Genomic DNA, 25,957 nt, shown 5'->3' with positions numbered 1-25,957 from the left:
AGGCCGCTGAAGAGCAGGTCGCCAAGGACAAGCAGGCGGGTGTGGCTGCTATGCTACTGGCCGAGCTGTCCAAGAACATCACCGACCTGAACAAGCTAGGCGCAGCCTCGTCCGCCGCAGGTGGCAGTGCCGCCCCTGCAGCCGCAGGCGCTGCCAGTGCTCCCGCTGGCGTGGCTGTGCAAGCACCCGCCGTACCTGCCACGCCCACAGCCCCAACCGCCCCCGAGGCTCCGGCATCGGCGCCTGCAGCCGCAGCCAGCGCACCTGCAGAAGTATCGGTTCCTGCAGAAGCGGCCGCCTCGGCACCTGTAGCCGAAGCATCCGCCCCTGCACCGGCTCCAGCACCTGCGCCCAAGCCAGCCCCGGCCCCCGCACCGGTCGAGGAGCCCGGCTTCCTGGCCGGACTGATGGATGATCCACTGCTGCCGATCGGTGGCGGGATCGTGCTGGCAGGTCTGCTGGGATATGGCGCCTACCGCGTTGTCCAGCGTCGCCGCCAGAACAACGGCGTGGATAGCTCCTTCCTGGAAAGCCGCATCCAGCCCGACTCCTTCTTTGGCGCCAGCGGTGGCCAGCGTGTGGACACGGCCAACAGCGATATGACCACTGGCTCGTCCATGGCCTACTCGCCGAGCCAGCTGGACGCCGGCGGCGATGTGGACCCCGTGGCCGAGGCCGATGTCTACCTGGCCTATGGCCGCGACCTGCAGGCCGAAGAAATTCTGAAAGAAGCCGTTCGCCACAACCCGGGCCGTGTTTCCGTGCACGTCAAGCTGGGTGAAATCTACGCCAAGCGCCAGGACCGCAAGGCCCTGGAGGCCGTGGCCGGCGAGGTCTTCAAGCTGACCCAAGGCGAGGGCCCGGATTGGGCACGCATCGCCGAACTGGGCCGCGACCTGGAGCCCGACAACCGGCTGTACCAGCCTGGCGGCCGCCCCGGCATGGGTGAAGACGAGTCGCCATCGCTGCCCCCTGGCGGCTTCCCCAGCACCTTCACCGGCGCAGGCAGCCCTGCCGCAGCCCTGCCACCCGACCTGGACCTGGATCTCGACCTGGACTTGCCCGATGACGCGTTGACCGACGCACCTCCCGCTGCGCCCGGCGGATTTGCTGCGGCGGCTGCCGCTGCCACCAGTGCCCGTGGCAACACGCCGTCGGACGCGGACGAGCCCCCCACCCTGCGCCCTGAACTGGATCTGCCCCCACCGTCCGCAGAGCCTCCCGCCGCATGGAACAGCCCTGACACGTCGCCCAGCCCCATGGCGCCCCCTCCGGTGGCCGACCTGGACTTCCCCAGCGCTGACGACCTGAGCATGGCCCCTTCTGGCCCCATGCCTCTGACGGGTGACACCAAGGACTCCAGCCCCATGGAATTCGACCTGGGCGAGCTGTCGCTGGACCTGAATGCGCCCACCAAGCCCATGGCCGCACCCGCAGCCAAGGCGCCCCCCCCGGTGGCCGACTCCTCGGATGACGGCTCAGCTGCCGCGCAAGACGACCCCTTGGCCACCAAGCTGGCGCTGGCAGAAGAGTTCAACGCCATTGGCGACACCGATGGTGCCCGCACGCTGATTGAAGAGGTGGTTGCGGAATCCAGCGGCGCCCTCAAGACCCGCGCCCAGCGCATGCTGGCCGAACTGGGCTGATGCTGCCCCCTCAGGCACGCACAACCCCTCCCACCCCGTCCCCAGGCCACCCCATGACGCGGGTGGCACTGGGTGTCAGCTACAACGGCCAGGCCTACAGCGGCTGGCAAAGCCAGCTGTCGGGCAACACGGTTCAGGACAAACTCGAAGCGGCCCTGGGCCGCTTTGCCACGCACCCCGTGAGCACCCTGTGCGCTGGCCGCACCGATGCGGGAGTACACGGGCTGATGCAGGTGGTGCACTTTGACACTCTGCTTCAGCGGCCTGCATCGTCCTGGGTGCGGGGCACCAACACCTTTCTCCCGGCCGACATTGCCGTTCAGTGGGCACAACCCGTCCCATCGGATTTCCACGCCCGCGCCAGCGCCGTAGCGCGTCGTTATGCCTACGTGCTCCTGCAATCGCCTGTGCGGCCGAGCGTGGATGCCGGGCGCGTGGGCTGGGTGTTCCACCCGCTGGACCACGGCGCTATGCGGCAAGCGGCCGACATCCTGCTGGGCGAGCATGACTTCACGTCCTTTCGCGCCTCTGCCTGCCAGGCCAAGTCGCCCGTCAAGACGCTGCACCGCATCGACATCACCCGCCGGGGCCTCGGCGACCCCCACCCGGAACTCGGCTGGAGCCCCTGCTACTGGCGCTTTGAATTCGAAGCCAACGCTTTTCTGCACCACATGATCCGCAACATCATGGGTTGCCTGATTGCCGTGGGCCGGGGGGACCAACCGCCCGAATGGATGGCCCAGGTGCTGGCTGCACAGTCACGCGACGCTGCCGCACCAACGTTTTCGCCCGACGGGCTGTATTTTCAGGGCCCGGTCTATGAAGCCCGCTGGGGCCTGCCCCAGCGCACGGCTGCGTATGATTGGCTGCCATGAAAGCCCAAGACATCGCCCCCCTTCCCCCCGCCCGCACCCGCATCAAGATCTGCGGCCTGACCCGCGAGGAGGACGTGGATGCGGCCGTGGCCGCAGGTGCCGATGCGATCGGCTTTGTGCTCTACGCCCCCAGCCCCCGTGCGGTCACTCCAGCACGCGCAGCCCAGTTGGCCAAACGCCTGCCTCCGTTTGTGACCCCGGTGCTGCTCTGCGTGAACGAGACCGCTACCAATGTGATAGCTGCAAGCGCTTTGGTAGCAGGCGCAACCATCCAATTTCATGGCGATGAATCGCCCGAGGACTGCCTTGCAGCCACCGGCCAGGGCGCCAGGCCCTACCTGCGGGCAGCACGCATTCCCCTGGGTGATGGTGCCGCCCGGTTCGACCTCGTAAAATACGCGAACGATTATTCTCACGCCCAGGCCATCCTGCTCGACGCCCATGTCGACGGTTATGGCGGCGGCGGCAAGGCATTCAATTGGTCACTCCTTCCACCAAGCGTCAGCTCTCACCTCGTTTTGTCTGGTGGACTCACGCCTGCAAACGTGACCGATGGCATTTTGCAAGTCCGCCCGCGTTGCAAAACGCTGTCGGTTGATGTCAGCTCCGGCGTCGAGGCCACGGACCCCAACAGTCCCGATGGTCAGCCCCTGAAGGGCATCAAGGACGCCGGAAAGATCGAGCGCTTCATCGCCGCCGTGCGCGCGGCCGATGCCCAACTTGCAAAGAACCCTCATGAATTCCTATCAGCAACCTGATGCTTCGGGCCACTTCGGCCCTTACGGCGGCAGCTTCGTCAGCGAAACACTTACCCACGCGATCCAGGAACTGCGCGACGCCTACGCCCGCTACCAGAACGACCCGGATTTCCTGGCCGAATTCGCTTACGAACTCAAGCACTTCGTGGGCCGCCCCTCGCCGGTCTACCATGCTGCCCGCACCAGCCGCGAGCTGGGTGGCGCGCAGATCTACCTCAAGCGCGAAGACCTCAACCACACCGGCGCCCACAAGATCAACAATGTGATCGGCCAGGCCATGCTGGCCAAGCGCATGGGCAAGCCCCGCGTGATCGCCGAGACCGGCGCTGGGCAGCACGGCGTAGCCACGGCCACGATCTGCGCGCGCTATGGCCTCGAATGTGTGGTCTACATGGGCTCCGAGGACGTCAAGCGCCAGAGCCCCAACGTCTTCCGCATGAAGCTGCTGGGCGCCACCGTGGTGCCGGTCGAATCGGGCAGCAAGACGCTGAAAGACGCGCTCAACGAGGCCATGCGCGACTGGGTGGCCAATGTGGACAACACCTTCTACATCATCGGCACCGTGGCGGGCCCGCACCCCTACCCGATGATGGTGCGCGACTTCCAGAGTGTGATCGGCAAGGAGTCCATCGAACAAATGCCCGCCATGCTGGCCGAGCAGAAGATCGCCGCCGAGCAGCCCGATGCCGTGATCGCCTGCGTGGGCGGCGGCAGCAACGCCATGGGCATCTTCCACCCCTACATCCCATTCGAGAAAACGCGCCTGATCGGCGTGGAGGCGGCCGGCGAGGGCCTGGACAGTGGCAAACACTCGGCATCGCTGCAGCGCGGCAGCTCGGGTGTGCTGCACGGCAACCGCACCTTCATCCTGCAGGACGCCAACGGCCAGATCACCGAGACCCACAGCATCAGCGCAGGACTGGACTACCCCGGCGTGGGTCCCGAACATGCCTGGCTGCAGGAGATCGGCCGTGCCGAGTACGTGGGCATCACCGACAAGGAAGCGCTTGCAGCCTTCCACCACCTCTGCCGCACCGAAGGCATCATTCCGGCCCTCGAATCGAGCCACGCGTTCGCCTACGCCCTGAAGCTGGCCAAGGAGATGCGACCCGACCAGTCCATCCTGGTCAACCTCTCGGGCCGGGGCGACAAGGACATTGGCACCGTGGCCGATTTGTCGGGTGAAGATTTCTATGACCGTCCCTCCATGCGCGGCCTGACCGTCAAGGGCGCCCCAGGAGACGCCAAGCCATGAGCCGCATCCAGACCACTTTTGAACAGCTGAAAGCCCAGGGCCGCAAGGCACTGATCCCGTACGTCACCGCAGGCTTCCCATTTGCTGACATCACGCCCGCCCTCATGCACGGCATGGTGGAGGCGGGCGCCGATGTGATCGAGTTGGGCGTGCCGTTTTCCGACCCCATGGCCGACGGCCCCGTGATCCAGAAGGCCGGCGAAAAGGCCCTGAGTCTGGGGGTGGGCATGGTGCAGGTGCTCGACCATGTGCGCGAGTTCCGCAAGCGCAACACCACCACCCCCGTGGTGCTGATGGGCTACGCGAACCCGGTGGAGCGCTATGACCAAGTCCATGGTGAGGGCGCCTTCGTGCGCGACAGCGCCGAAGCCGGGGTTGATGGCGTGCTCATCGTGGACTACCCGCCAGAGGAGTGTGAGCAGTTTGCCGCCAGCCTGCGTGCGCACAACATGGACCTGATCTTCCTGCTGGCGCCCACCAGCACGGATGAGCGCATGGCCCAGGTGGCGCGCGTGGCCAGCGGCTATGTGTACTACGTGTCGCTCAAGGGCGTGACCGGCTCGGGCGCACTCGATACCTCGGCCGTGGAGCAGATGCTGCCCCGTATTCGCAAGCATGTGACCATCCCCGTGGGCGTGGGTTTTGGTATCCGCGACGCAGCCACGGCCCAGGCGATCGGCAAGGTGGCGGATGCCGTGGTCATCGGCAGCCGCATCATCCAGCTGATCGAAGACCAGGAGCATGCCAAGGTGGTGCCCCTGACCATCGACTTCCTGCGCGGCATTCGCAAGGCTTTGGACGCCTAGACACCTGGACGCATAATGCAGCCCGGCGCGCCCGCACCCCACCCGGTGCGGCGCGCCACAGATTCCACCCGGCCTGCCCCTGGCGCTTCAAGCGCCCCCACAGGCCGAGCCACCGAAGAGGAGAACACCATGTCCTGGCTCGAAAAACTTCTGCCCTCCAAGATCCAGCAAACCGACCCCACCGAGCGCCGCCAGGTGCCAGAGGGCCTGTGGATCAAGTGCCCAAGCTGCGAGACGGTGCTCTACAAGGCCGACCTGGAGCACAACCAGAACGTCTGCCCCCACTGCAGCCACCACCACCGCATTGGTGCCCGTGCGCGCCTGGACGCCTTCCTCGATGCGGAAGGCCGCTACGAGATCGGCCAGGAAGTGCTGCCGGTCGACGCCCTCAAGTTCAAGGACAGCCGCAAGTACCCCGAGCGCCTGAAGGAAGCCCTGGAGAACACTGGCGAGACCGATGCGCTCATCGTCATGGGTGGCGCGGTCAAGAGTATCAACGTGGTGGCGGCCTGCTTCGAGTTTGATTTCATGGGCGGCTCCATGGGCTCCGTGGTGGGCGAGCGCTTCGTGCGTGGCGTGGAAACCGCCATCGAGCAGAAGGTGCCTTTCATCTGCTTCACCGCCACCGGCGGTGCCCGCATGCAGGAAGGCCTGCTGTCGCTCATGCAGATGGCCAAGACCAATGCCGCTCTCACCCGCCTGGCCAAGAAGGGCCTGCCCTATGTCAGCGTGCTGACCGACCCGACCATGGGCGGCGTCTCTGCTGGTTTTGCCTTCGTCGGCGACATCGTGATCGCCGAGCCCAAGGCCCTGATCGGCTTTGCCGGTCCGCGCGTGATCGAATCGACTGTGCGCGTGACGCTGCCCGAGGGCTTCCAGCGCGCCGAATTCCTGCAGACCAAGGGCGCCGTGGACTTCATTTGCGACCGCCGCGAACTGCGCAACACCGTGGCCAGCAGCTTGGCCATGCTGCAGCGGCTGCCGGCGGATGCAGTGATGTAACTAAAAGCCCGCAGATGCAGAGTGAGCGGCCCCGCCTATCTGGCGCGGCCGCTCTTTTTTTGATAGCTACTCAGGCTTACCCATTGCGCGCAGGGGCCGTTTTTAAGTAGCTCTTCCGGCTCAACGCATGACGCTGGCCTGTAAATGGCCCAGCACAATCATGACCACCTGCAGCAACACCAGCACGGCCAGGGGCGACAGGTCGATACCCCCCACCAGCGGGATGATCCGGCGAAACGGCCGCAGGACCGGTTCGCACAACCGGGCAATCACATCGGACAGCGGTGAACGCGCCTGCACCCAGGACATCACGGCGTAGACAATCAAAAGGCCGATCAGCCCCGAAACCGCCACCCGCGCCAGGCCAAACAGGGCCAGCCACGGCAGCCAGGCCCATGCAGAAGCAGCCCCAAGCAACAAAGTCAGCAGGGAGTACTGCACCAGCTGCAGCAATGCCGCAGCCACCAGGCTCGACACATCCCAGCGCCCCACAGGCGGAATCACCCGGCGCAGCGGCATGATCAGCCAATCGGTCAGGGCAAACACCAGCCCCCCGACCGGGTTGGCGAACGGAACACGCTGCCACTGCATGTACAGCCGCAACAGGCAAGCCCCCGTGAGCAAGCCACCAACAACGTCGAGCAGGAAAGAAGCAATCTGAAAGAGCATGGGTGGAAAAGGGGCGGAGGGAACAAAAAACAAGGGCGGGACTGAAAGCGGGTTGCGCCGTGGGATGATAGCGGGCCAAGGCGCCTCACCCCGCTCATGTCCCAAGCCCTCACACTGTCATCCCTGCCCCTTTTCCCGCTGAACTCCGTGCTGTTCCCCGGTGGCGTGCTGGCGCTGCGCGTGTTCGAGGTGCGCTACCTGGACATGGTGCGCAAATGCCACCAGGCAGGTGCGCCGTTTGGCGTGGTCTCCCTCACCCACGGCCACGAAGTGCGCCAGGCGGGCGCACCCGAAGAGCGCTTCAACGATGTAGGCACCCTGGCGATCATCGAACAGCTGGATTACCCCCAGCCAGGCCTGATCACCCTGCTGTGCCGCGCCAGCCAACGTTTTCGCATCACCCAGCGCCATCACCTGCCCCACGGCCTGTGGACCGCCGATGTGGATCACGTAGACCCCGACCTCCCGGTACCCGTCCCCGGCGACCTCAAGAAGGCGGCCACCGCACTGGCGCAGGTGCTGCACACACTCCGACAACGCGACCCCGAAACCCCCAACGCCATCACGCCCACCGAAGCGCAACTGGACGATTGCGGCTGGGTGTCCAACCGGTGGTGCGAGCTGTTGCCCGTGCCGCTGGAACTCAAGCAGCGCTTGATGGAGCTTGATAACCCTCTGGTGCGGTTGGAGCTGGTGGGGGATGTGTTGGAGAGGACGGGGATTGCGCCGCTACAGTAGACGAAAGACCGATGCACACTTCCCGCCTCTTCTTAAGCAGAGTTCTTGAATGGCCCCGGCGCATCAAGCAGATCTTCGTCGTCGGACTCGATGCCGCCATGGGAGTGTTCGCCATGTGGCTTGCATTCACATTGAGGCTAGAAGCATTGCACACACCCGAAGGAGCTCAATGGCTGGTCTATGGACTGGCACCAGTGTTAGCTCTTCCCATCTTCGTAACGAGAGGGTTGTACCGCGCTATTTTTCGCTACACCGGCATCAAAGCACTGATAACCACGGGAAAAGCCGTGGCTTTGTATGGCGCCCTACTGTTTACAACCCTTCTATTCGTGCAATGGGAAAACGTCCCCCGTAGTGTCGGTCTCCTACAGCCGCTCATTTTCCTGCTGCTCGTAGGTTCCAGCCGCGCGCTGGGATGGTTGTGGCTTGCTGGTAACCCGGGGAAATCTCCGCAACGCTTGCTAATCTACGGCGCGGGTCGCGCAGGTGCACAGACGGCCGCGGGTCTCGTCAGCACGCCCCAGTATCAATTGCTAGGGTTCATTGATGACGATCCGGCCAAACTCGGACAGAGCATTGACGGGGTCCAGGTACATGGGCCAGCTTCTTTATCAAAGTTGGTGCACAAGCAGCAAGTTACAGACATATTGCTGGCAGTGCCAAGCGCCACACGCCAACGCCGACACCAAATCATCGAAAGCATGCGGCAGCTTCCCGTACGCATTCGCACCCTGCCTGGCTTGTCAGACTTGGCCAGCGGGCGCGTCACCATGGCAGACTTTCAGGAACTGGATGTCGAGGACCTGATCGGGCGCGAGCCCGTCACGCCCAACTCAGAGCTGATTGAACGCAACCTCGCCAATCAAATCGTCATGGTAACCGGTGCCGGCGGCAGCATTGGGAGCGAACTCTGCCGCCAAATTGTCAGAGAGCGCCCCGCCACCTTGCTTCTAGTAGATCACAGTGAGTACGCGCTTTACAGCATCCATCAGGAATTGCTTGCACTTAAGGATAAGGGCTTACACAACTGCACTCTGGTGGCTTTGCTGACCAGTGTGGGGTCGGTCGATCGTCTGGACGCAATCTTCCGTGCACACAGACCTTCGTCCGTTTACCACGCCGCCGCTTACAAGCATGTGCCAATGGTGGAATCCAATCCTGGAGAAGGTGTCCTGAACAATGTATTTGGCACACTTAACGTAGTGCGGCTAGCGCTAACTCATGGTGCTAAACACTTAGTACTGGTATCGACCGACAAAGCGGTTCGGCCCACAAACATTATGGGGGCCAGCAAGCGCATTGCCGAGCAGATCTTGCAAGCAGTTTCTGCAGCCAACCAAATGCCTTTTGCAGACAGCGACCACAGGGAATCTAACCCGTCATGGCTTTGCCCCACCCGCCTATCCATAGTCCGCTTTGGCAACGTGCTGGGCTCCAGCGGCAGCGTCATTCCATTGTTTCGCCAGCAAATCGCATCAGGGGGCCCAGTTACAGTCACCCACCCAGAAGTGACTCGTTACTTCATGACCATCTATGAAGCTGCTCAACTCGTATTGCAAGCAGGAGCCATGGCTGAAGGGGGTGATTTATTTTTACTCGACATGGGTGCGCCCATACGCATTGAGCAGTTGGCTCGGCGCATGATCGCCCTGTCTGGCTTGACCGTCAAAGACGACAGCCACCCCAACGGAGACGTAAAAATACTCTTCACTGGCCTACGTCCTGGGGAAAAACTCTACGAAGAGCTTCTCATCAGTGACAACCCTCTTGCCACGCAGCATCCACGGATACTGCGAGCACGGGAAGAATACAAACCATGGCCCGCACTGGCCAAGCTGCTGGAGCAGCTTCAGAGTTCAGCGAAAGCAAACGATACTGCGGCCTTAAAACAAGTTCTGCGCGAGTTGGTGCCTGGTTATGCACCATTCTCTAAAAATGGTGATTGACGTGCACCACACATTACAAACACCATAGCAGGCAACCCTATACCAATCACCTACTTGTAAGAGGCCGAAGAATTTTTAAAAGGAAAACTCGAATGAAATGGCGGGATCGGAAAATTGCCGTAATAGGACTAGGCTATGTAGGTCTGCCTCTTGCCGTTGAGTTCGGCAAGCAAAGATCTGTATTAGGCTTCGATACAAACGTAGCCCGCATAGGAGAATTGCTCAGCGGGCATGACAATACGTTGGAAGTATCTTCCGAGGAGTTGGCGCAAGCGCGTTATCTTCAGTACTCCAATAATGAAGTAGACTTGAGCGATTGCCAGATATTTATTGTTACCGTTCCAACGCCTATAGATCGCGCCAATCGACCAGATATGACGTCTCTGATTAAGGCCAGCAAAATTATTGGCCAACAGATGCAAATGGGCTCAGTCGTCATATATGAATCCACCGTGTATCCTGGCGCCACAGAAGAGGTATGCGTCCCAGTGCTAGAAGAATCCTCCGGATTAAAATTCAATCATGATTTTTTCTGCGGCTATAGCCCAGAGCGCATCAACCCCGGAGATAAAATAAACACCCTCACCAAAATCAAAAAAATAACGAGCGGCAGCACGCCGGAAGTGAGCGATGAAATAGATGCACTTTATCAAACCATCATTAAAGCAGGAACCCACAAGGCATCCAGCATCAAGATAGCCGAAGCTGCAAAGGTCATCGAAAATACACAAAGAGATCTCAATATTGCACTTATCAATGAGTTGTCGGTGATTTTTTCACGCCTAGATATTGACACACTTGATGTACTCGAGGCAGCGGGCAGCAAATGGAATTTTCTGCCTTTTCGCCCAGGATTGGTGGGAGGACACTGTATCGGAGTAGACCCGTACTACCTCACGCACAAAGCCGAACAGGTGGGGTATCGCCCTCAAGTCATTCTTGCAGGCCGTCGGATCAATGACAACATGGCCCGCTATGTCGCTCGTAACACCATCAAGCTCATGCTAAAAAATGGTATGGACGTACCGCGCTGTCGTGTAGGCGTGATGGGCATGACGTTCAAAGAGAACTGTCCCGATATCCGCAACAGCAAGGTTATTGATATGGTGCGTGAATTCGAATCCTGGGGAGTAGAAGTACGTGTAACTGACCCATGGGCAAATGCGGAGGCAATGCACCATGAACACAAGCTGAAATTAGAAACAATTGATGCCAACAATCCGGTGGACGCCCTGGTGGTGGCGGTGGGTCATACCGAGTACAGGCAGGCCAGACTCGCAGAGTTGCGAGCGGCCTGCCGTAGTGAAAAGCCCGTGCTTGCCGATGTAAAAAGCTTGTATGACCGGCATGCAGCCACGGCTGCAGGCTTCACGGTCTTCAGGCTGTAAGAGCCTCCGTATGCATTTCGACTCAGCCATCAACCGCAAGATCCGCTTCGCCCTAGTGGGGTGTGGCCGGATTTCCAAGAACCATTTCGACTCCATACGCCAGCACGCCGGTCAAGCCGAATTGGTGGACCTCTGCGACACAAATCCTGCCGCCCTGCAGCAGGCTGTCCAGGCCACCGGCGCTGCCGGGCACTCCAGCCTAACAGCCCTGCTTCAGAAAACTACGGCCGACTGCGTCATCCTGACCACGCCCAGCGGCACGCATCATCAGCAAGCAGTGGAAGTGGCCCGCGCCGGGCGCCACGTGCTCAGCGAGAAGCCCATGGCCACCAAATGGGAGGACGGTCTGCGCATGGTGCGCGCCTGCGAGGAGGCCGGCGTGCGCCTCTTCGTCGTCAAGCAGAACCGCAAAAACGCCACGCTGCAGTTGCTCAAGCAGGCCGTGAGCCAGAAGCGCTTCGGTCAGATCTATATGGTGACCCTCAACGTCTTCTGGCAACGCCCCCAGGCGGGCTACTACGACCAGGCCAAGTGGCGCGGCACCTGGGAGCTTGACGGTGGCGCCTTCATGAATCAGGCCAGCCACTACGTGGATCTACTCGAGTGGCTGATCGGCCCCATCGATTCCCTGCATGCTTATACGGCTACGCTGGCGCGTGACATTGAGGCCGAAGACAGCGGCGTGCTCAGCGTGCGATGGCGTAACGGCGCCCTGGGCTCGCTCAACTGCACCATGCTGACCTACCCAAAGAACCTCGAAGGCTCTATCACTATCTTGGGCGAAAAGGGCACGGTGCGCGTGGGCGGCGTGGCCGTTAATGAGATCCAGGAGTGGCAGTTCGCCGACAGCCGTCCCGAGGATGAGCAGATCAAGGCGGCCAGCTATCAGACCACCAGCGTCTATGGCTTCGGCCACCCCTTGTACTACGACAACGTGATCAAGACCCTGCGCGGCGAGGCCGAGGCCGACGTCGACGGCCGCGAAGGCCTGAAATCGCTGGAGGTGCTGATTGCGGCATACCGCTCGGCGCGCGACGGCGTGCGCGTGGGCCTGCCGCTGGAGTTGTGATGGGCGCGAACTACACCGTCCATCCCTCGGCCATCGTCGACGAAGGCGCGCAGATCGGCGAAGGCTGCCGTATCTGGCACTGGGTGCATATCTGTGCCGGTGCGCGCATCGGCCGCGCCTGCTCCTTCGGCCAGAACGTTTTCGTCGGCAACGACGTGATCATTGGTGACAACGTCAAAGTCCAGAACAATGTCAGTGTCTACGACGCGGTTACGCTGGAAGACTACGTGTTCTGCGGCCCCAGCACAGTGTTCACCAACGTCTACAACCCGCGCAGCGCCGTGATCCGCAAGGACGAGTACCGCCGCACCCTGATCCGGCGCGGCGCGACGCTGGGGGCCAATTCAACAATAGTCTGCGGCGTGACCGTCGGCGAGTATGCCTTCGTCGGTGCGGGCGCCGTGGTCAACCACGATGTGCCCGACTACGCCCTGATGGTAGGTGTGCCTGCGCGCCAGATTGGCTGGATGAGCCAGCACGGCGAACGGCTGAACCTGCCACTGAACGGAAATGCCGAGTCCGTCTGCGAGCAGACGGGTAAGCGCTACGAGCTGCGCGACGGCCGCTGCCGTCTCGTGGGCTGAACACAGAACAGGGACCCTCATGGAATTCATTGACCTCAAGAGCCAGTACCAGCGGCTCAAGCCTCAGATCGACGCAGCGATCCAGCGCGTGATGGCCCATGGCCAGTTCATCCTCGGCCCTGAAGTGGCCGAGTTGGAGGAGAAACTGGTCGCCTACACGGGTGCCAAGTACTGCATCAGTGTGGCCAACGGAACGGATGCGTTGCAGATTGCGCTGATGGCGCTGGGCGTGGGACCGGGTGACGAAGTCATCACCCCGGGCTTCACCTACATAGCCACCGCCGAGACCGTGGCGCTGCTGCGCGCCAAGCCTGTGTACGTGGATATCGATGCACGTACCTACAACCTTGATCCGGCCCTACTGGAGGCGGCGATCACGCCGCGTACCAAGGCCGTCATCCCGGTCAGCCTGTACGGCCAGTGCGCGGATTTCGATGCCATCAACGCCATCGCAACACGTTATGGCATCCCGGTGATTGAGGACGCGGCGCAGAGCTTCGGCGCTAGCTACAAAGGCCGCAAGAGTTGCAACCTCAGCACCATAGCCTGCGCCAGCTTTTTCCCGAGCAAACCTCTGGGTTGCTACGGTGACGGCGGTGCCATCTTCACAAGCGACGACGAGCTGGCCAAGGTCATGCGCCAAATCGCACGCCACGGCCAGGACCGCCGATATCACCACGTGCGTGTCGGCGTGAACAGCCGGCTCGACACGATCCAGGCAGCCATCCTGCTGTCCAAGCTGGCGGTGCTGGACGAAGAACTTGTTCAACGCCAAGAAGTCGCTGCACGCTATGCCCGGCTGCTCGGGGAAGCGGGGCTCAAAACCATGCCGTTGATCGAACCCCACAATGCCAGCGCTTGGGCTCAGTACACCGTCCAAGTCGCTGAGCGCGATGTTTTGCAGAAGCGCTTGAGCGAGGCCGAGGTGCCGACGGCCGTGCATTATCCGATCCCTCTGAACCGGCAGCCAGCCGTGGCAGATGCCCACGCTCAGTTGCCCGTGGGTGATGCCGTTGCGCAACGGGTGCTCAGCCTGCCCATGGGTCCATATCTGACTTATGCGGACCAATCCCGGGTGGCCGTCGCGCTCAAGGGAGCGGCATGATGAAGGCCGGGCATCTGTTTTGAACAAGCCGCAAGTCATTATCCTGGGCGCCGGCAAGCCCTTTTCGGGCGAACGCCCGTCAGCATTGGTTGAAGCGCCCTGGACCAGCCGTCGTGTGCTGGACTGGTTGCTCGACGCCTTCGCCATGCTGGGTGAGGCCGAGTTCCATTTTGTGGGCGGCTACCGACTCGAAGAAGTGGTGGCGCGCTATCCCAACATCTATTTCTCGGTCAATCCGGAATGGAAACGCAGCGGCGCGGTGGCTTCGTTCCTGTCCACGCCGTTGGATGCCGCTCGCGCGGCCTACGTCTGCTACGCGGATACCGTTTTTTCTCCGGAGGTGGTGTCAGCGCTCGAGGCCGACACCGCTGACATCGTGCTCTGCATCGACCGGCAATGGCGTGTGCGCTACGAAGGCCGTTCGGCCGAGGATTTGGCACGGGCGGAAAAGATCGCCCTGCATCCCGATGGCCGCATGGAGCTTGGGCGGCGGATCGATCCAGCCGTCGCAGACGGTGAGCTGGTCGGTGTGTTCCGTTTCTCGGCGCACGCCGTCATGGCGGTCAAGGAGCTGGGACGGGAGCTTGCCGGCAGCGACTTCGGCCGCGGCGACATGCCGAGCCTCATCAGTCGGCTGGCGTCGCGCGGCCTGAGCGTCGGCATGGTCGAGAACCCGGGGCGCTGGGCCGAACTGAACGCACCGCAGGATCTGGCGCGCTTCGTGCTGGGCACCAAGGCGGAGACGCTGGAGCGGCTGCGCCCTCTCGTGCAGGCCAGCCGCATCGGCGAGCAGATATGCTTTACCGCTGACGACTGGCGCCGCGACGGTGGCGCCGTCATCGCGGCGATCCAGCAGAAATTCGGTGCGACTTCCGTCGTGGTGCGCAGCAGCGCGCAGTCCGAGGATGGTTGGGCAGCCTCCAACGCTGGCGGTTACGAAAGTGTGCTCAACGTGCCGGCGCAGGACACGGCACGCATCACGGAGGCGGTGGGCCGCGTCATCGCCAGTTACGGCCGCGGCGATCCGAAGGACCAGGTGCTGGTGCAGGCTATGCTTCGCAGCGTGCTGCTCAGCGGCGTTGCTTTTACGCGCACGTTGACCCATGGTGCGCCGTACTACGTCATCAATTACGACGACAGCAGCTCGCGTACCGACAGCGTCACGTCCGGCAACGGCCGCAGGCTGCGCACTCTGTTCGTCCAGCGCAGCTGTCGCTCCGGCGTGGACCGGCTCGATGCGCGCATCGCGGCCGTCCTCGACGCCATCGCGGAGCTGGAAGACCTGGTGGGACACACCTCACTGGACATCGAATTCGCTCTTGATCGCGATGGTGTTGTGCACGTTCTGCAACTGCGGCCCATCGCCGTGCGGCACGGCCTGTCCAATGTATCGGACGAGCACGTCGAGTCGGCGCTGGCGCAGGCCGCGGCCTGGTTTGCCGGTGCGCGTGAACGCGGCAGCCGCCTGCTAGGTGAGCGCATGCTGTTCGGCGTCATGAGCGACTGGAATCCAGCCGAGATCGTCGGCACCAAGCCGCGGCGCCTAGCCATGTCGCTGTACCGGCACCTTATCACCGACGAGGTCTGGGCCGCCCAGCGCGCTGATTACGGCTATCGCGACGTGCGTCCTTGCCCGCTCATCGTGAACTTCGCTGGTCATCCTTATGTGGACATCCGCGCCAGTTTTAACTCCTTCGTGCCAGCCGCTCTGGACGAGGGGCTGGCGACCCGGCTGGTCGAGCACTATCTGCAGCGTCTGGCCCAGCGTCCGGAACTGCACGACAAGGTCGAGTTCGAAGTGGCCTTCACCTGCCTGACTTTCGATTTCGAGGAGCGAGCCCGCGAAAGGCTGGGCCCGGCCGGCTTTTCGGCAGCCGACATGGCTGCGCTGGGCTCGGCCCTGCGCGAGGTGACGCGTCAGGGGATGGCGCGTATCGAGTCCGATTATGCCGTGATCGCCGAGCTCGACCGCCGCCATGAGCAGCTGCTGCAGCGGCGCTTGGCGCCGCTGGATCTGGCTTTCGAACTTTTCGAGGATTGCCGCCGCTTCGGCACCCTGCCATTTGCCCATCTGGCGCGCAGCGCCTTTGTGGCCGTCAGCCTGCTGCGTTCACTCGAGCGTGTCGGCGTGACCACGGGTCAGGACACCAGCGCATTTCTGGCCTCGCTGGCGTCCGTGACCCGCGCCTTCGAGATCGACGGCTCACGCGTGCACGCCGGTGAACTGGGGCGCGATGCGTTTACCGCGCGTTATGGCCATTTGCGTCCCGGCACCTACGAGATCACCTCGGATGCCTACGCAGACGATCCACAGCGCTATCTTGAGCCCATGATCAAGCCGCATGCGTCAGCCGGGCAGCGTTATGCATGGTCGCCCGAGGCGCATGTGCGCACCGAGACTCTGCTTCGTCAGCACGGGCTGGAACCTGATGTCGATGCCTTCGAGCGTTTTCTGCGCCGTGCCATCGAAGGCCGGGAGTACGCCAAGTTCATGTTCAGCCGTAATCTCAGCGCCGGCTTGACGGCCTTGGCGTCCGCGGGGGCGCATTACGGCCTGGACCGCGAAGCCGTCTCGCATCTGGATATCGCTGATCTCTACAAGTTGCGCGTCGGCGCGCATCCTACCGATGTGGCGGGCTGGCTCGCGGCGCGCGCCGAGGAAGGGGCGGCCGAACACGAGCTGACGCGGGCAATAGAGCTCCCGCCGCTGATCGCCGAGGCGGGCGACTTCACCTGCTTCGAGCGTCCCGCGAGCGAACCCAATTTCGTCAGCCAAGGCAGGGTCGCGGCCGAAGTGGCCGTGCTGGCCGATGGCGAAGCCAGTATCTCGGTCGAGTTGAAGGGCAAGGTGGTGGTCATCCCGCGTGCCGATCCTGGCTATGACTGGTTGTTCGCGCACGGCATCGGCGGGCTGGTCACGCAGTACGGCGGCGCCAATTCGCACATGGCGATCCGCGCTGCCGAACTCGGCCTGCCGGCCGCCATCGGCGTGGGCGAAGCACTGTTTGAGCGCCTGGTCGCCGCCCGGCTCATCGTGCTTGACTGCGCGGTGCGCAGAATCGAGATACAGGCCTGACCATGAAACGCATCGGATTGACCCAGCGCTCGCACGCCGTACAGGGTTACGCCGAACGGCGCGACATGCTGGACCAGCGCTGGGCCGCGTTGATTGAGCGCCTGGGCGGCTGCCCGCTGCCGCTGTCCAACCGCGTGGGGAATGTCGACGCCTATCTGGACGCGCTGAATCTGGATGCGCTGATCCTCACCGGCGGCAACGACCTGTCGATGCTCCCCGATGCGGCCGACGGCGCCCCGGAGCGCGATCGTTTCGAGGCCGAGGCCTATCGCCACTTTCTGCAGCGAGGCAAACCGGTGCTCGGGGTCTGCCGCGGTGCGCAGATGATCAACCACCTGGCCGGAGGCCGCCTGGTGCGGGTGTCCGGGCATGTCGGGACACGTCATGAACTGGTCTGGGCCGATGCGTCGCCGGCCTACTGGGAGCGGCCGGCCGAGGTCAACAGCTATCACGGCTGGGCTATCCCCGCAGACGGCCTGGCGTCCGGCATGGAGGCATTGGCCTGGGCGCGCGACGGCACGGTGGAAGCGTTCCGGGCTCCCCAGGCGCGGATCGATGCCATCGTCTGGCATCCCGAGCGCGAGACCGAACTGGGACCGGCCACCCTGGTCTTCCTGTCCGCGGCGCTGGGTCTGACTTCTTCTCGATGAACCCATGAAATGGATGTGCAGCAATGAGTAGCCCACAGATCGCATACATCAGACGCCCGCTTTCCGCCCTGAAACAGGTTGCGCGTCATGTCATGGTGGCCGTCGCTTCGTGGTTGCACAGGCTGGGGGTCTTTTTCCTGGTGTCCGCGCGCCGGCTGGTACGACTGACCGAGCGCCACACCATTGACACGACTTCTGACCGCTTCGTCATGGAGCTGCCCGAGCTGCATCGCAAGATCAGGCGGGAACTGGCGATGCAGCGCCGCGATTACGACAGTTATTCCTATTTCCACGGCTACCCTTACCAGGCCCTAGCGATCCTCGACGTCTTCGGCGAGCGCGGAACGGAAGAGCGTTTCGATGCCTACGGCCTGGCTGACCTGGTGCGTCCCGAAGATCGCCTGCTGGATATCGGTTGCAACTGCGGCTTCATGGCGCTCTACGCGGCGTTTCGCACGGGGTGCCGCGCCGACGGCATCGATATCAATCCCTACATGATCCGCATCGGTCAGCATTGCACCGAATTCCTCCAGTTGCAGGACCGGGTCAAGCTCGTGGCCCAGCCTTTCCAGGACTACCGGCCTGCGCAGGTCTACACGGTCGTGCTTTCGTTCGCGACGCACTGGACAGACGACCGAAACTACCGCGTGCGTCTGCAGGACCATCTGCTGCGTATCCACGGCATGATGGCCAATGGCGGTCTGCTGGTCTTCGAGTCGCATTCTGCGGATGTCGGCAATGCCGAGTTCTATGCCGCGCTCGAGGAGATGCGTGCGCATTTCTCGTGGGAAGGCCGGCGGCTGATGGCCAAGGGCACGCGCGAGCTCTATCTGATGCGCCGTCTTGCTGCGTGAGCGCTGATCGTCGCAATCGACGCATGACCACCGAAGGAGTCTGAAGTGAAAGCCTTGATACTCGCTGCCGGCCAGGGCACCCGGCTGCGCCCCCTGACAGATGATCGTCCCAAGTGCTTGGTCGAGCTCGTCGGCAAGAGTCTGCTGGAGCGGCAGACCACGGTGTTGCGTCGAGCGGGCGTTCAGGACCTGACCGTGGTCTCTGGTTACCGCGCCGATCAGATCGCTGCTCGTGGTTTCACCACGCACGTGAATCCGCGCTATGCCTCGACCAATATGGTCGCGACCTTGTTCAGCGCTGTGGACCTTATGGTCGACGGGCAGGATTTGCTGATCAGCTACGGCGACATCGTCTACGAAGGGCGAGTGCTGTCGTCCCTGCTCGCTGTCGATGCACCGGTCACGGCGATGATCGACCGGCAGTGGCTGCGCTACTGGCGCCTGCGCCTGGACGATCCGCTGACCGACGCCGAGACGCTCAAGCTCGGCCCGGGCGGACGCCTGCGTGAACTGGGGAAGAGACCTCGGGACTACAGCGAGATCGAAGGCCAGTACATGGGGCTGATCAAGATCCGCGCAGATCATGTAGCGAAGGTCAAGCAGGTCTACGCATCGATGGACCGCGCCGCGACGTACGATGGCAAGGACTTCGACAATATGTACATGACCAGTTTCATCCAGTACCTGATCGATCACGCCTGGGACGTCCGCGTGGCCGAGACTGACAATGGTTGGCTGGAAGTCGACAGTGTCAGCGACCTCCAGCGCTATGAGGCGATGGCGGCCGACGGCTCCCTGGCGCCTTTCTATCAGTTGCAGGATTCGGCCTGATGGATATGACGTCGCCGGATGCCCGCACCCTGATTGTGCGCCTGGACGCATGGATGGCCCTGGACGGCAATGCTGGCGAGCGGGAGCCCGGCTCAGCGACCGAGGGCGTGTACGACCTTGAGATCGAGCTCTTCCAGCCGGATTGGGATGGCCCAGCTGCGGAGCGGCTGGCACAGCTCGACCGCCTGCGCAAGAAGGTCGAGGTCGCGCGCAAGCTGTACCGCTTCTATCTGCCGGATCTGTCGCGTCCAGCGGGGACGCAGGTGCTTTCGGCAGCGGCGGTGCGATACCTGTGTGCCTTGATGCTCAAGGCGGCACTGGTTTGGCATAACGCGCGCTTTCTGAATTCTGCGCTCAAGCTGCTCGACGGCGTGCTGGAGCGGGAAGATTGCGATTTTCCGGATGAACTGCGCTCCTTGGCGCGTGGGGCATTCGAGGTTCTGGTGCCGCCGGTACCCTACGCCGCATGAGAACGATACCGTTAGCCCTTCTGGTATTTCGGGGCGGCTGTCCTGTGACCGGAGCTTATCTCGCCTATCTGCGACAGCGCAGCATGCGGCCAGAGCTGATCCTGGCGGTGGACTACGTGGGAGAGGGCCCGCGAGCGCAACAGCTGCGCCGGCTGCTGGGCGAACGCTTGGCAGCACGCTTGCTCCGTCTGCACCGCGATCGCGCCGCGCGCGTGCCGGCAGGCTTGGCGGCCACAGTGCAGCAGGGTTGGCCGGTGACGCTAACGCCCGGTCGGGAGCCCGATTACGAAGCGGCGGCAGAGCGGGTGCTGCGTCTGACGGTGGACAGCTACGCGGATCCTCGGCTGCTGGACGCCATGCGTGGTTGCGGGGTCCGGGCGTTCCTCTACTGTTCGGGTGGTCGTGTGCCCGCCGTCCTGTTTCAGCAGGACTTCCGCATCCTGCATATCCATCCCGGAGTGGTGCCCTTCGTCCGAGGATCCGATGGTCTGCTCTGGTCTCTGCTTGCGCGGGGACGCCCCGGAGCCAGCTGCTTCTACATGGATGCGGGCATCGATACCGGTCGGCTGATTGCCACCGCAGAGTTCAATCCACCGCGTTGGCCCGGTCTGCAGGCGACGCCGGATAGCCTGTACAAGGCCCTGTTGCACTGCTATGACCCTCATCTGCGTGCCTCTTTGCTGGTGTCCCTGCTGGAGCGGTTGGCACCGGGGCAAGATCTGGCGGAAATGGAGTCCACCGCCCAGCCGCATGAGCCCGGCGGGCACTACTACACCATGCATCCGGAGCTTCGCGCGCGCGCGTTGGCCCGGTTGTGCCTGTGACGGCAGGCTAGGCGGTGGTGCAGCGATTCCTCTCAGCTTGGCTGAAGCGCTGGCGTCATTCGGCGCTCCTGCGCCGGTTGGGCATACTGACTTCGGGGACAGTCCTGGCGCAAGTCGTCCAGCTGCTCAACTTTGTGGCCCTGGCCAAGCTCTACGCGTTGACCGAGGTGGGCATGTACAGCGTCTTCGCCGCCATCGTGGGCACGCTGGCGCCCGTAGCCTTGCTCGGTTATGAGATGCTGATCCCGGGCACGTCGGACGATGATCTCAGCCCCTACCTCAACGCCATGCTGCTCTTGATGCTGCCCATAGTGCTGCTGCTGGGCTTGCTGGCCATGTTGCTGTCTTACGGCCATGCCCAAGCGGTCGGTCTGTGGGTGGCAGGGACGGTGATCCATCGGCTAGCCGAGATGTACAACGTGCGTGCAAACCGCTTCCGCTGGATCAGCATTGCTAGGCTGGCGCCCCCCCTCATGATGGCCCTGCTGCTGGTGGTGTTCGTCTGGCTGGACGTGCAGGGCATCGACCGCCTGATCGACTGGCAGGCCAGCCTCACACTGGTTCTGGGACTGGCTTATGCGGGACTCACCCTGCCGCGCACCGTACTGTTCACGCGGCATACCATGACCATGATGGGCGCGACGCTGCGCAAGTCGATCAATGCGCCTCTGTACCTGATGCCGTCCAATCTGCTGAATCTGGCGGCCTACAACGTGCCGGTTCTGGTGATTGGCCACTGGTTTGGGCCGCAGCTGGCGGCGCAATATGCCTATGTGCTGCGTTTTGGTTTCGGCCCGGTCGGCTTGGTGGGTAGCACTCTGTATCAGGTCTTCTACGGTTTTCTGTCGGAAGCCGTGCGGACCGACAACAAAGCCATGTTCGATCAGTATGCGCGGGCCAGAAAGCATATGCGCCCGGTGGCTGTGGCGGTCGCGGTCGGTATGGCTCTGATCTATCCGCTGGTTTTCCGTTATGTGCTCGGCCCGGAGTGGATGACGGCCGGATGGATCTCCATGGTCTTCGCGCCGCTTTTTGCCATCATGCTGTACACGAACAGTGTGTCGGTGGTGCTCAATCTCTTCAACCGGCAGCGTTACGAATTCATCAGCCAGATCAATTACTTCGTGTTTTCTGTGCTGGCTTTCGGGCTGACGATCCTGCTGGGCAACGTTTGGATTGGTTTTTTTCTCTTCTCGGCTCTCGGTTGCCTGCGCTACGCGCTGCTACTGCGTGACATCAACAAGGTGCTTGTCGAACACAAGCACATCGGGGGATAGCATGTTACGCGCGCTGAAATACATACTGGGTCGTCGAGCCCGCTGCGATATCCGTTCGCTTTTGCAGCACCTGTTCCAGCCCGCGCCTGACGTTCTGTTTGCAGCCGGCAGCCAAGTGGATTTGCAGTGGGTCATTCCGGCGTATGAGGCTGCCATCAAACAAGGTTTGCGCTGCGTCTTTGCGGGCCCGGGGCTGAGCGTTCCGCAGGGGGCTGTCTACTACGACATCACCATGCATGTGCTGCGTTTTTTTCGCGTGCCCTTGTTCGCGACGGCCACCACCGGTCTGACACCCGCGCGCATGCCCAGGCGAAGTGCCCGCCGCGTGGCTGTGCTGCACTCCCTGGTCAGCATGCACATGGTGTATCCGGCTGGCACCTTCGACGGCTACACCGACATCTTCTGCTGCGGGCAGCATCATGTTGCCGAGGTCGAGGCCATGAATCGCCATGACAACGTCACCGGGCGTCGACCTGTGCTGATCGGTTATGGCAAGGCAGAACGGCTGGAAACGACCCGGCCTGCTGTTGTCGCTGTGCCTGGAGGCGGTGCCCAGCATGTGCTGATCGGGCCGTCCTGGGGTGTAGGCAATATTCTCGAGACCATGGGTGAAGCGTTGATCGCGCGCCTGCTGGACGAGGGCTATCGCGTCACCTTGCGCCCGCACCCGTCTTTTTTCATCTTCGGCGATCAGCAGATTCGGCCCTTGGTGGAGTCCTTCCTGGCACATCCCGCTTTTCGTCTGGAGACATCGGTCGAGGAGAGTTCAGCTTTATGGACAGCCGATCTCATGATTGCCGATTACTCCGGTTTTGCCATGGAATTCGCCTTCATGCGCGGCAAGCCGGTGCTCTATGTGAACGTGCCGCCCAAGGTCCTGAATCCCGGCTGGCAGTCCCTTGGCCCGGTGCCGCTGGAACTGACGGTACGGGAGCACATCGGTGTGGTCGTTGCGCCTGAGGTGGATGCGGTGATCGCCGGTCTTGTCCATTTGCAGGGTGATTCGGCGCGATGGCTAGGTGCAATTGAGCGGATGCGCGAGCGCCACTGGGCGAATTTCGGCCACTTTGGAGAGGCTTGTGCCCAGGAGCTGGCGCGCATGCTGGGCGAAGTTCGGCAATGAGAGAATAGAAAACCTACAGCCCCAACGTCTATGACTTACCAGATCTGTACCCGCTGCATCATGGATACCAGTGATCCGAACATCGAGTTCGATGCTGCTGGTGTCTGCAATCATTGCCGCAATTTCGATCAGAACATGCTTCCGAACTGGCATCCGGATGCTTCCGGGCGACGTACGCTGGACGGGATCGTTGCGCAGATGAAGCGCGAAGGGCAGGGCAGGCCTTATGACTGTGCCATCGGCCTGAGTGGTGGTGTGGACAGCTCCTACCTTGCCTATGTGGCGCGCAAGGAGCTGGGACTGCGTCTGCTGGCCGTGCACGTGGACGGCGGCTGGAATTCAGAGCTGGCGACCCGCAACATCGAGAACATCGTGCGCAAGCTCGACATCGATCTCCATACCTATGTCGTGGACTGGGAGGAAATGCAGGATCTCCAGCGTGCCTTCCTGCGCGCGGGTCTGGCCAATCAGGACGTGCCGCAGGACCACGCCTTCTTCGCGGCGTTGTACAGCAATGCTCAGTCCTACGGGCTGCGCTACGTTCTCAGCGGAGGCAATATCTCGACCGAGTCGGTCATGCCGACGGAGTGGGCCTACAACGCTATGGACCTGCGTCATCTGGAGGCCGTGCACAGCCGCTTCGGGAATGGGCGCCTGCGCTCATTCCCAAGGGTAAATTTCTTCCGCTACTACTTCTGGAATCGCTACGTCAAACGTATGTGCGTGGTGCGCCCCCTGAACTATCTGCCGTATGTGAAGGATGAGGCCATCGCAACGCTGGAGCGTGAACTGGGCTTCCAGTACTACGGAGGCAAGCATTTCGAGTCGCGGTTCACGAAGTGGCAGCAGCTTTTCTACCGGCCACGCAAGTTCGGCTACGACGAGCGCAGGGCCTACCTTTCCAGTCTGATACTTTCGGAGCAATCCACGCGGGGAGAGGCTCTGGCGGCCCTGGCTGGTGATGTCGAAAACGAGCGCCAGGCCGAGAAGGACACGGAGTACATCCTGAAAAAACTCGCCATCAGCGAGGAGGAGTTCCGGCAGATCATGGATCAGCCTCCCAGGACCTTCCGTGACTATCCGTCCAACTACGCGCTGTTCAATCTGAAGACGGCAGCGCGTGACTGGCTGGCGTCCCGCGGCATCGCGGTTCGCCCCAACTCCTGACGCCTATGTGCGGTATTGCGGGCGTTATCGGCCTGGAGGGCCAACCCATTGCGCGCGACATGCTTGCCGGCATGGTTGATCGTATCGCCCATCGCGGGCCGGATGGCGAGGGGCTGCTGATGGAGGGTAATGTCGGTTTGGGGCACCGACGGCTGGCCATCATAGACCTGACACCCGATGGACATCAGCCGATGACGAACAGGGGAGGTGACCATACGGTTGTCTACAACGGCGAGATTTACAACCATGTCGAGTTGCGGCTTGAACTGGAGCGTGCGGGGCATGTGTTTACGAGCCGATCAGATACGGAGGTCCTCCTCACCGCCTATTCGCAATGGGGCGAGGATTGTGTTTCGCATTTCAATGGCATGTGGTCGTTTGCCATCCTGGACCGTCGGCGCAATCGACTGTTCTGTTCGCGGGATCGCTTCGGGAAAAAGCCTTTTTACTACGTCCGGACCAGTGGATATTTCGCCTTTGGATCGGAGATCCGGCAGCTGTTACCGTTTCTGCCGAAGCGACAGGCACATCGCGAAACGCTGTTGAAATTCCTGGTCGGGGCAATGGCCGAGCCCGTGGATCAGACTTTTTACGAAGGGGTCCGCAAGCTGCCTGGGGGGTACAACCTGACCCTGGATCTGGGCAGTCGGCAGTCCACCATTTCCCGATACCATGAATTGCGTCGCGATGCCTCCGTTGCCAGTCTGAGCCTGGGCGACGCGGTGGAGCGTTTTTCGGATCTGCTCACGGATGCGATCCGCGTCCGTTTGCGAGCAGATGTGCCGGTGGGGACCTGCTTGAGTGGTGGCCTGGACAGCTCCACAGTGGCTACGCTGGCGGCAGGGCAGTACCACGCAGGTGCTAATGGCCCTTTCGCGGCGATCACGGCTGCGTCAGAACTGGCAGGAAATGACGAAACGGAGTACGCGCGCCAGGTCGTCCAGCACAATCAGTTGCACTGGCATCAGGTGCGACCGGAGTACCCGGATTTTGCGGGGTCACTGGATGATGTCCTGCGGGCCCAGGAAGAGCCGTTCCCGTCCCCTTCCATCGTCATGCAGTACTTCGTCATGAAGACTGCGCGGCAACATGGCCTGACGGTACTGCTGGACGGGCAGGGAGGGGATGAGACCCTGCTGGGCTATGAGCGCTATTTTGCTGCGCACTATCTGGCCGAAGCCAAGACCGGTGGCTGGCCGCATACCCTGTATAGCGTGATTCGCAACAGCAGGAACAATGCCTTGATGGCGCCGTGGCGTGTCATGGCCTATTTTGCCTATTTCAATTCGGCGCGCTTGCGTTGGGGGATGTACCGTCATCGGAGCAGCTATCTGCGTGAGTTGCCGGACATGCTACCCGGGCTCAAGGAGTATGAAGTGGCGGGCAAAAATGTCTTCGACCTGCAGAAGCTGGAGATCGAGAAGACCAACTTACCGGCTCTTCTGCGATACGAAGACAAGAATGCCATGTGGCATGCCATCGAAACCCGTCTGCCCTTCCTGGACTATCGCCTTGTCGAATTCTCGCTATCACTCTCGGGTGAGGCCAAGATTACCGATGGGTGGACCAAATACGCGCTTCGCAAGGCCATGGCAGGCCGCATGCCCGATTCCATAGTCTGGCGGCGCAACAAGATGGGGTTTGAGGCACCAACTTCCAAGTGGTTTGCGCAGCATCGCCAGATCATGCGTGAATCTGTCCTGGGGTCACGCGTGATAGATGAGCTGGGTCGCCCGGGGGCATTGGAGCGTCGTTATGAGAACCTTGACCCGCTAACCCAGTGGCGGTTGTATATCGTGTCGGCGTGGGCGCGCACTTTTGATGTCGTCCTGGATTGAGCATAG

Annotated in this window: 23 protein-coding genes; 22 read left to right on the top strand and 1 reads right to left on the bottom strand. The window is 62.2% G+C overall.

Annotated elements, in window-relative coordinates:
- The 6 genes from ACTPOI_RS22225 to accD form a co-directional block, all read left to right on the top strand.
- Positions 1 to 1,646, top strand: a 1,646-nt coding sequence (locus tag ACTPOI_RS22225; RefSeq protein WP_440112902.1) for a FimV/HubP family polar landmark protein, incomplete at its 5' end; no start/stop codon positions are given.
- A gap of 53 nt (positions 1,647 to 1,699) precedes the next feature.
- Positions 1,700 to 2,521 carry a tRNA pseudouridine(38-40) synthase TruA gene (gene truA, locus ACTPOI_RS22220; RefSeq protein ID WP_094285550.1) on the top strand — a complete coding sequence of 274 codons (822 nt, stop codon included), beginning with the start codon at positions 1,700 to 1,702 and terminating at the stop codon, positions 2,519 to 2,521.
- Positions 2,518 to 3,279 (top strand): phosphoribosylanthranilate isomerase, encoded by a 762-nt coding sequence (locus ACTPOI_RS22215; protein ID WP_440112899.1) that lies wholly within the window; start codon positions 2,518 to 2,520, stop codon positions 3,277 to 3,279. The genes truA and ACTPOI_RS22215 overlap by 4 nt, the downstream gene beginning before the upstream one ends.
- Positions 3,257 to 4,534 (top strand): tryptophan synthase subunit beta, encoded by a 1,278-nt coding sequence (gene trpB, locus ACTPOI_RS22210; RefSeq protein WP_440112896.1) that lies wholly within the window; start codon positions 3,257 to 3,259, stop codon positions 4,532 to 4,534. Before ACTPOI_RS22215 ends, trpB begins: the two co-directional genes overlap by 23 nt.
- Positions 4,531 to 5,340, top strand: coding sequence for a tryptophan synthase subunit alpha (trpA, locus tag ACTPOI_RS22205; protein ID WP_440112893.1), 810 nt, complete (start codon positions 4,531 to 4,533; stop codon positions 5,338 to 5,340). Before trpB ends, trpA begins: the two co-directional genes overlap by 4 nt.
- Before the next feature lie 129 nt (positions 5,341 to 5,469).
- Complete coding sequence (accD, locus tag ACTPOI_RS22200; RefSeq protein WP_252657811.1) at positions 5,470 to 6,342, top strand: acetyl-CoA carboxylase, carboxyltransferase subunit beta; 873 nt, start codon at positions 5,470 to 5,472, stop codon at positions 6,340 to 6,342.
- A gap of 120 nt (positions 6,343 to 6,462) precedes the next feature.
- Here the strand turns inward: accD and ACTPOI_RS22195 are convergent, their stop codons facing one another.
- Positions 6,463 to 7,011: a YggT family protein gene (locus ACTPOI_RS22195; protein ID WP_252657810.1), complete on the bottom strand. Its 549-nt coding sequence runs from the start codon at positions 7,009 to 7,011 to the stop codon at positions 6,463 to 6,465.
- A gap of 96 nt (positions 7,012 to 7,107) precedes the next feature.
- On the opposite strand from ACTPOI_RS22195, the gene ACTPOI_RS22190 reads away from it, so the two are divergent.
- The 16 genes from ACTPOI_RS22190 to asnB all read left to right on the top strand — a co-directional run bounded on the left by ACTPOI_RS22190 (position 7,108) and on the right by asnB (position 25,951).
- Positions 7,108 to 7,749, top strand: coding sequence for an LON peptidase substrate-binding domain-containing protein (locus ACTPOI_RS22190; protein ID WP_440112889.1), 642 nt, complete (start codon positions 7,108 to 7,110; stop codon positions 7,747 to 7,749).
- Between the two features lie 11 nt (positions 7,750 to 7,760).
- Complete coding sequence (locus ACTPOI_RS22185) at positions 7,761 to 9,695, top strand: polysaccharide biosynthesis protein (protein WP_440112886.1); 1,935 nt, start codon at positions 7,761 to 7,763, stop codon at positions 9,693 to 9,695.
- A 92-nt stretch (positions 9,696 to 9,787) separates the two neighbouring features.
- Positions 9,788 to 11,083, top strand: a complete 1,296-nt coding sequence (locus ACTPOI_RS22180) for a nucleotide sugar dehydrogenase (RefSeq protein ID WP_440112883.1) — start codon at positions 9,788 to 9,790, stop codon at positions 11,081 to 11,083.
- 10 nt (positions 11,084 to 11,093) lie between these two features.
- Positions 11,094 to 12,152: a Gfo/Idh/MocA family protein gene (locus ACTPOI_RS22175; RefSeq protein WP_440112880.1), complete on the top strand. Its 1,059-nt coding sequence runs from the start codon at positions 11,094 to 11,096 to the stop codon at positions 12,150 to 12,152.
- A complete protein-coding gene (locus tag ACTPOI_RS22170; protein WP_440112877.1) occupies positions 12,152 to 12,736 on the top strand; it encodes a DapH/DapD/GlmU-related protein in 585 nt (194 codons plus the stop codon). Before ACTPOI_RS22175 ends, ACTPOI_RS22170 begins: the two co-directional genes overlap by 1 nt.
- Before the next feature lie 19 nt (positions 12,737 to 12,755).
- Positions 12,756 to 13,841 (top strand): DegT/DnrJ/EryC1/StrS family aminotransferase, encoded by a 1,086-nt coding sequence (locus ACTPOI_RS22165; RefSeq protein WP_440112874.1) that lies wholly within the window; start codon positions 12,756 to 12,758, stop codon positions 13,839 to 13,841.
- A 19-nt stretch (positions 13,842 to 13,860) separates the two neighbouring features.
- Positions 13,861 to 16,917: a PEP/pyruvate-binding domain-containing protein gene (locus tag ACTPOI_RS22160; protein WP_440112871.1), complete on the top strand. Its 3,057-nt coding sequence runs from the start codon at positions 13,861 to 13,863 to the stop codon at positions 16,915 to 16,917.
- 2 nt (positions 16,918 to 16,919) lie between these two features.
- Positions 16,920 to 17,567 (top strand): gamma-glutamyl-gamma-aminobutyrate hydrolase family protein, encoded by a 648-nt coding sequence (locus tag ACTPOI_RS22155; protein ID WP_440112868.1) that lies wholly within the window; start codon positions 16,920 to 16,922, stop codon positions 17,565 to 17,567.
- A gap of 23 nt (positions 17,568 to 17,590) precedes the next feature.
- Complete coding sequence (locus ACTPOI_RS22150) at positions 17,591 to 18,421, top strand: SAM-dependent methyltransferase (protein ID WP_440112865.1); 831 nt, start codon at positions 17,591 to 17,593, stop codon at positions 18,419 to 18,421.
- A 45-nt stretch (positions 18,422 to 18,466) separates the two neighbouring features.
- Positions 18,467 to 19,252 (top strand): NTP transferase domain-containing protein, encoded by a 786-nt coding sequence (locus tag ACTPOI_RS22145; RefSeq protein WP_440112862.1) that lies wholly within the window; start codon positions 18,467 to 18,469, stop codon positions 19,250 to 19,252.
- The gene (locus ACTPOI_RS22140; RefSeq protein WP_440112859.1) at positions 19,252 to 19,722 is read left to right on the top strand and encodes a hypothetical protein; all 471 of its coding nucleotides are present in this window, start codon (positions 19,252 to 19,254) and stop codon (positions 19,720 to 19,722) included. Before ACTPOI_RS22145 ends, ACTPOI_RS22140 begins: the two co-directional genes overlap by 1 nt.
- 44 nt (positions 19,723 to 19,766) lie before the next feature.
- Entirely contained in the window at positions 19,767 to 20,546 is a 780-nt protein-coding gene (locus tag ACTPOI_RS22135; RefSeq protein ID WP_440112857.1) for a hypothetical protein, read from the top strand.
- Between the two features lie 17 nt (positions 20,547 to 20,563).
- A complete protein-coding gene (locus tag ACTPOI_RS22130) occupies positions 20,564 to 21,823 on the top strand; it encodes a lipopolysaccharide biosynthesis protein (RefSeq protein ID WP_440112855.1) in 1,260 nt (419 codons plus the stop codon).
- A 1-nt stretch (position 21,824) separates the two neighbouring features.
- Positions 21,825 to 22,946, top strand: coding sequence for a hypothetical protein (locus ACTPOI_RS22125; protein ID WP_440112853.1), 1,122 nt, complete (start codon positions 21,825 to 21,827; stop codon positions 22,944 to 22,946).
- A 30-nt stretch (positions 22,947 to 22,976) separates the two neighbouring features.
- Positions 22,977 to 24,113 (top strand): N-acetyl sugar amidotransferase, encoded by a 1,137-nt coding sequence (locus tag ACTPOI_RS22120; RefSeq protein ID WP_094285512.1) that lies wholly within the window; start codon positions 22,977 to 22,979, stop codon positions 24,111 to 24,113.
- Between the two features lie 5 nt (positions 24,114 to 24,118).
- A complete protein-coding gene (gene asnB, locus ACTPOI_RS22115; RefSeq protein ID WP_440112851.1) occupies positions 24,119 to 25,951 on the top strand; it encodes an asparagine synthase (glutamine-hydrolyzing) in 1,833 nt (610 codons plus the stop codon).
- Positions 25,952 to 25,957 lie beyond the last annotated feature (6 nt).

The sequence above is a fragment of the Acidovorax sp. BL-A-41-H1 genome (assembly GCF_051942715.1).
The sequence above is the reverse complement of the archived record's forward strand: the minus strand, read 5'-3'. Positions and strand labels throughout refer to the sequence as shown.

Coding starts and splice junctions, on each gene's coding strand:
- truA (WP_094285550.1), top strand. CDS start 1,700: ATGACGCGGGTGGCACTGGGTGTCAGCTACAACGGCCAGGCCTACAGC.
- ACTPOI_RS22215 (WP_440112899.1), top strand. CDS start 2,518: ATGAAAGCCCAAGACATCGCCCCCCTTCCCCCCGCCCGCACCCGCATC.
- trpB (WP_440112896.1), top strand. CDS start 3,257: ATGAATTCCTATCAGCAACCTGATGCTTCGGGCCACTTCGGCCCTTAC.
- trpA (WP_440112893.1), top strand. CDS start 4,531: ATGAGCCGCATCCAGACCACTTTTGAACAGCTGAAAGCCCAGGGCCGC.
- accD (WP_252657811.1), top strand. CDS start 5,470: ATGTCCTGGCTCGAAAAACTTCTGCCCTCCAAGATCCAGCAAACCGAC.
- ACTPOI_RS22195 (WP_252657810.1), bottom strand. CDS start 7,011: ATGCTCTTTCAGATTGCTTCTTTCCTGCTCGACGTTGTTGGTGGCTTG.
- ACTPOI_RS22190 (WP_440112889.1), top strand. CDS start 7,108: ATGTCCCAAGCCCTCACACTGTCATCCCTGCCCCTTTTCCCGCTGAAC.
- ACTPOI_RS22185 (WP_440112886.1), top strand. CDS start 7,761: ATGCACACTTCCCGCCTCTTCTTAAGCAGAGTTCTTGAATGGCCCCGG.
- ACTPOI_RS22180 (WP_440112883.1), top strand. CDS start 9,788: ATGAAATGGCGGGATCGGAAAATTGCCGTAATAGGACTAGGCTATGTA.
- ACTPOI_RS22175 (WP_440112880.1), top strand. CDS start 11,094: ATGCATTTCGACTCAGCCATCAACCGCAAGATCCGCTTCGCCCTAGTG.
- ACTPOI_RS22170 (WP_440112877.1), top strand. CDS start 12,152: ATGGGCGCGAACTACACCGTCCATCCCTCGGCCATCGTCGACGAAGGC.
- ACTPOI_RS22165 (WP_440112874.1), top strand. CDS start 12,756: ATGGAATTCATTGACCTCAAGAGCCAGTACCAGCGGCTCAAGCCTCAG.
- ACTPOI_RS22155 (WP_440112868.1), top strand. CDS start 16,920: ATGAAACGCATCGGATTGACCCAGCGCTCGCACGCCGTACAGGGTTAC.
- ACTPOI_RS22150 (WP_440112865.1), top strand. CDS start 17,591: ATGAGTAGCCCACAGATCGCATACATCAGACGCCCGCTTTCCGCCCTG.
- ACTPOI_RS22140 (WP_440112859.1), top strand. CDS start 19,252: ATGGATATGACGTCGCCGGATGCCCGCACCCTGATTGTGCGCCTGGAC.
- ACTPOI_RS22125 (WP_440112853.1), top strand. CDS start 21,825: ATGTTACGCGCGCTGAAATACATACTGGGTCGTCGAGCCCGCTGCGAT.
- ACTPOI_RS22120 (WP_094285512.1), top strand. CDS start 22,977: ATGACTTACCAGATCTGTACCCGCTGCATCATGGATACCAGTGATCCG.
- asnB (WP_440112851.1), top strand. CDS start 24,119: ATGTGCGGTATTGCGGGCGTTATCGGCCTGGAGGGCCAACCCATTGCG.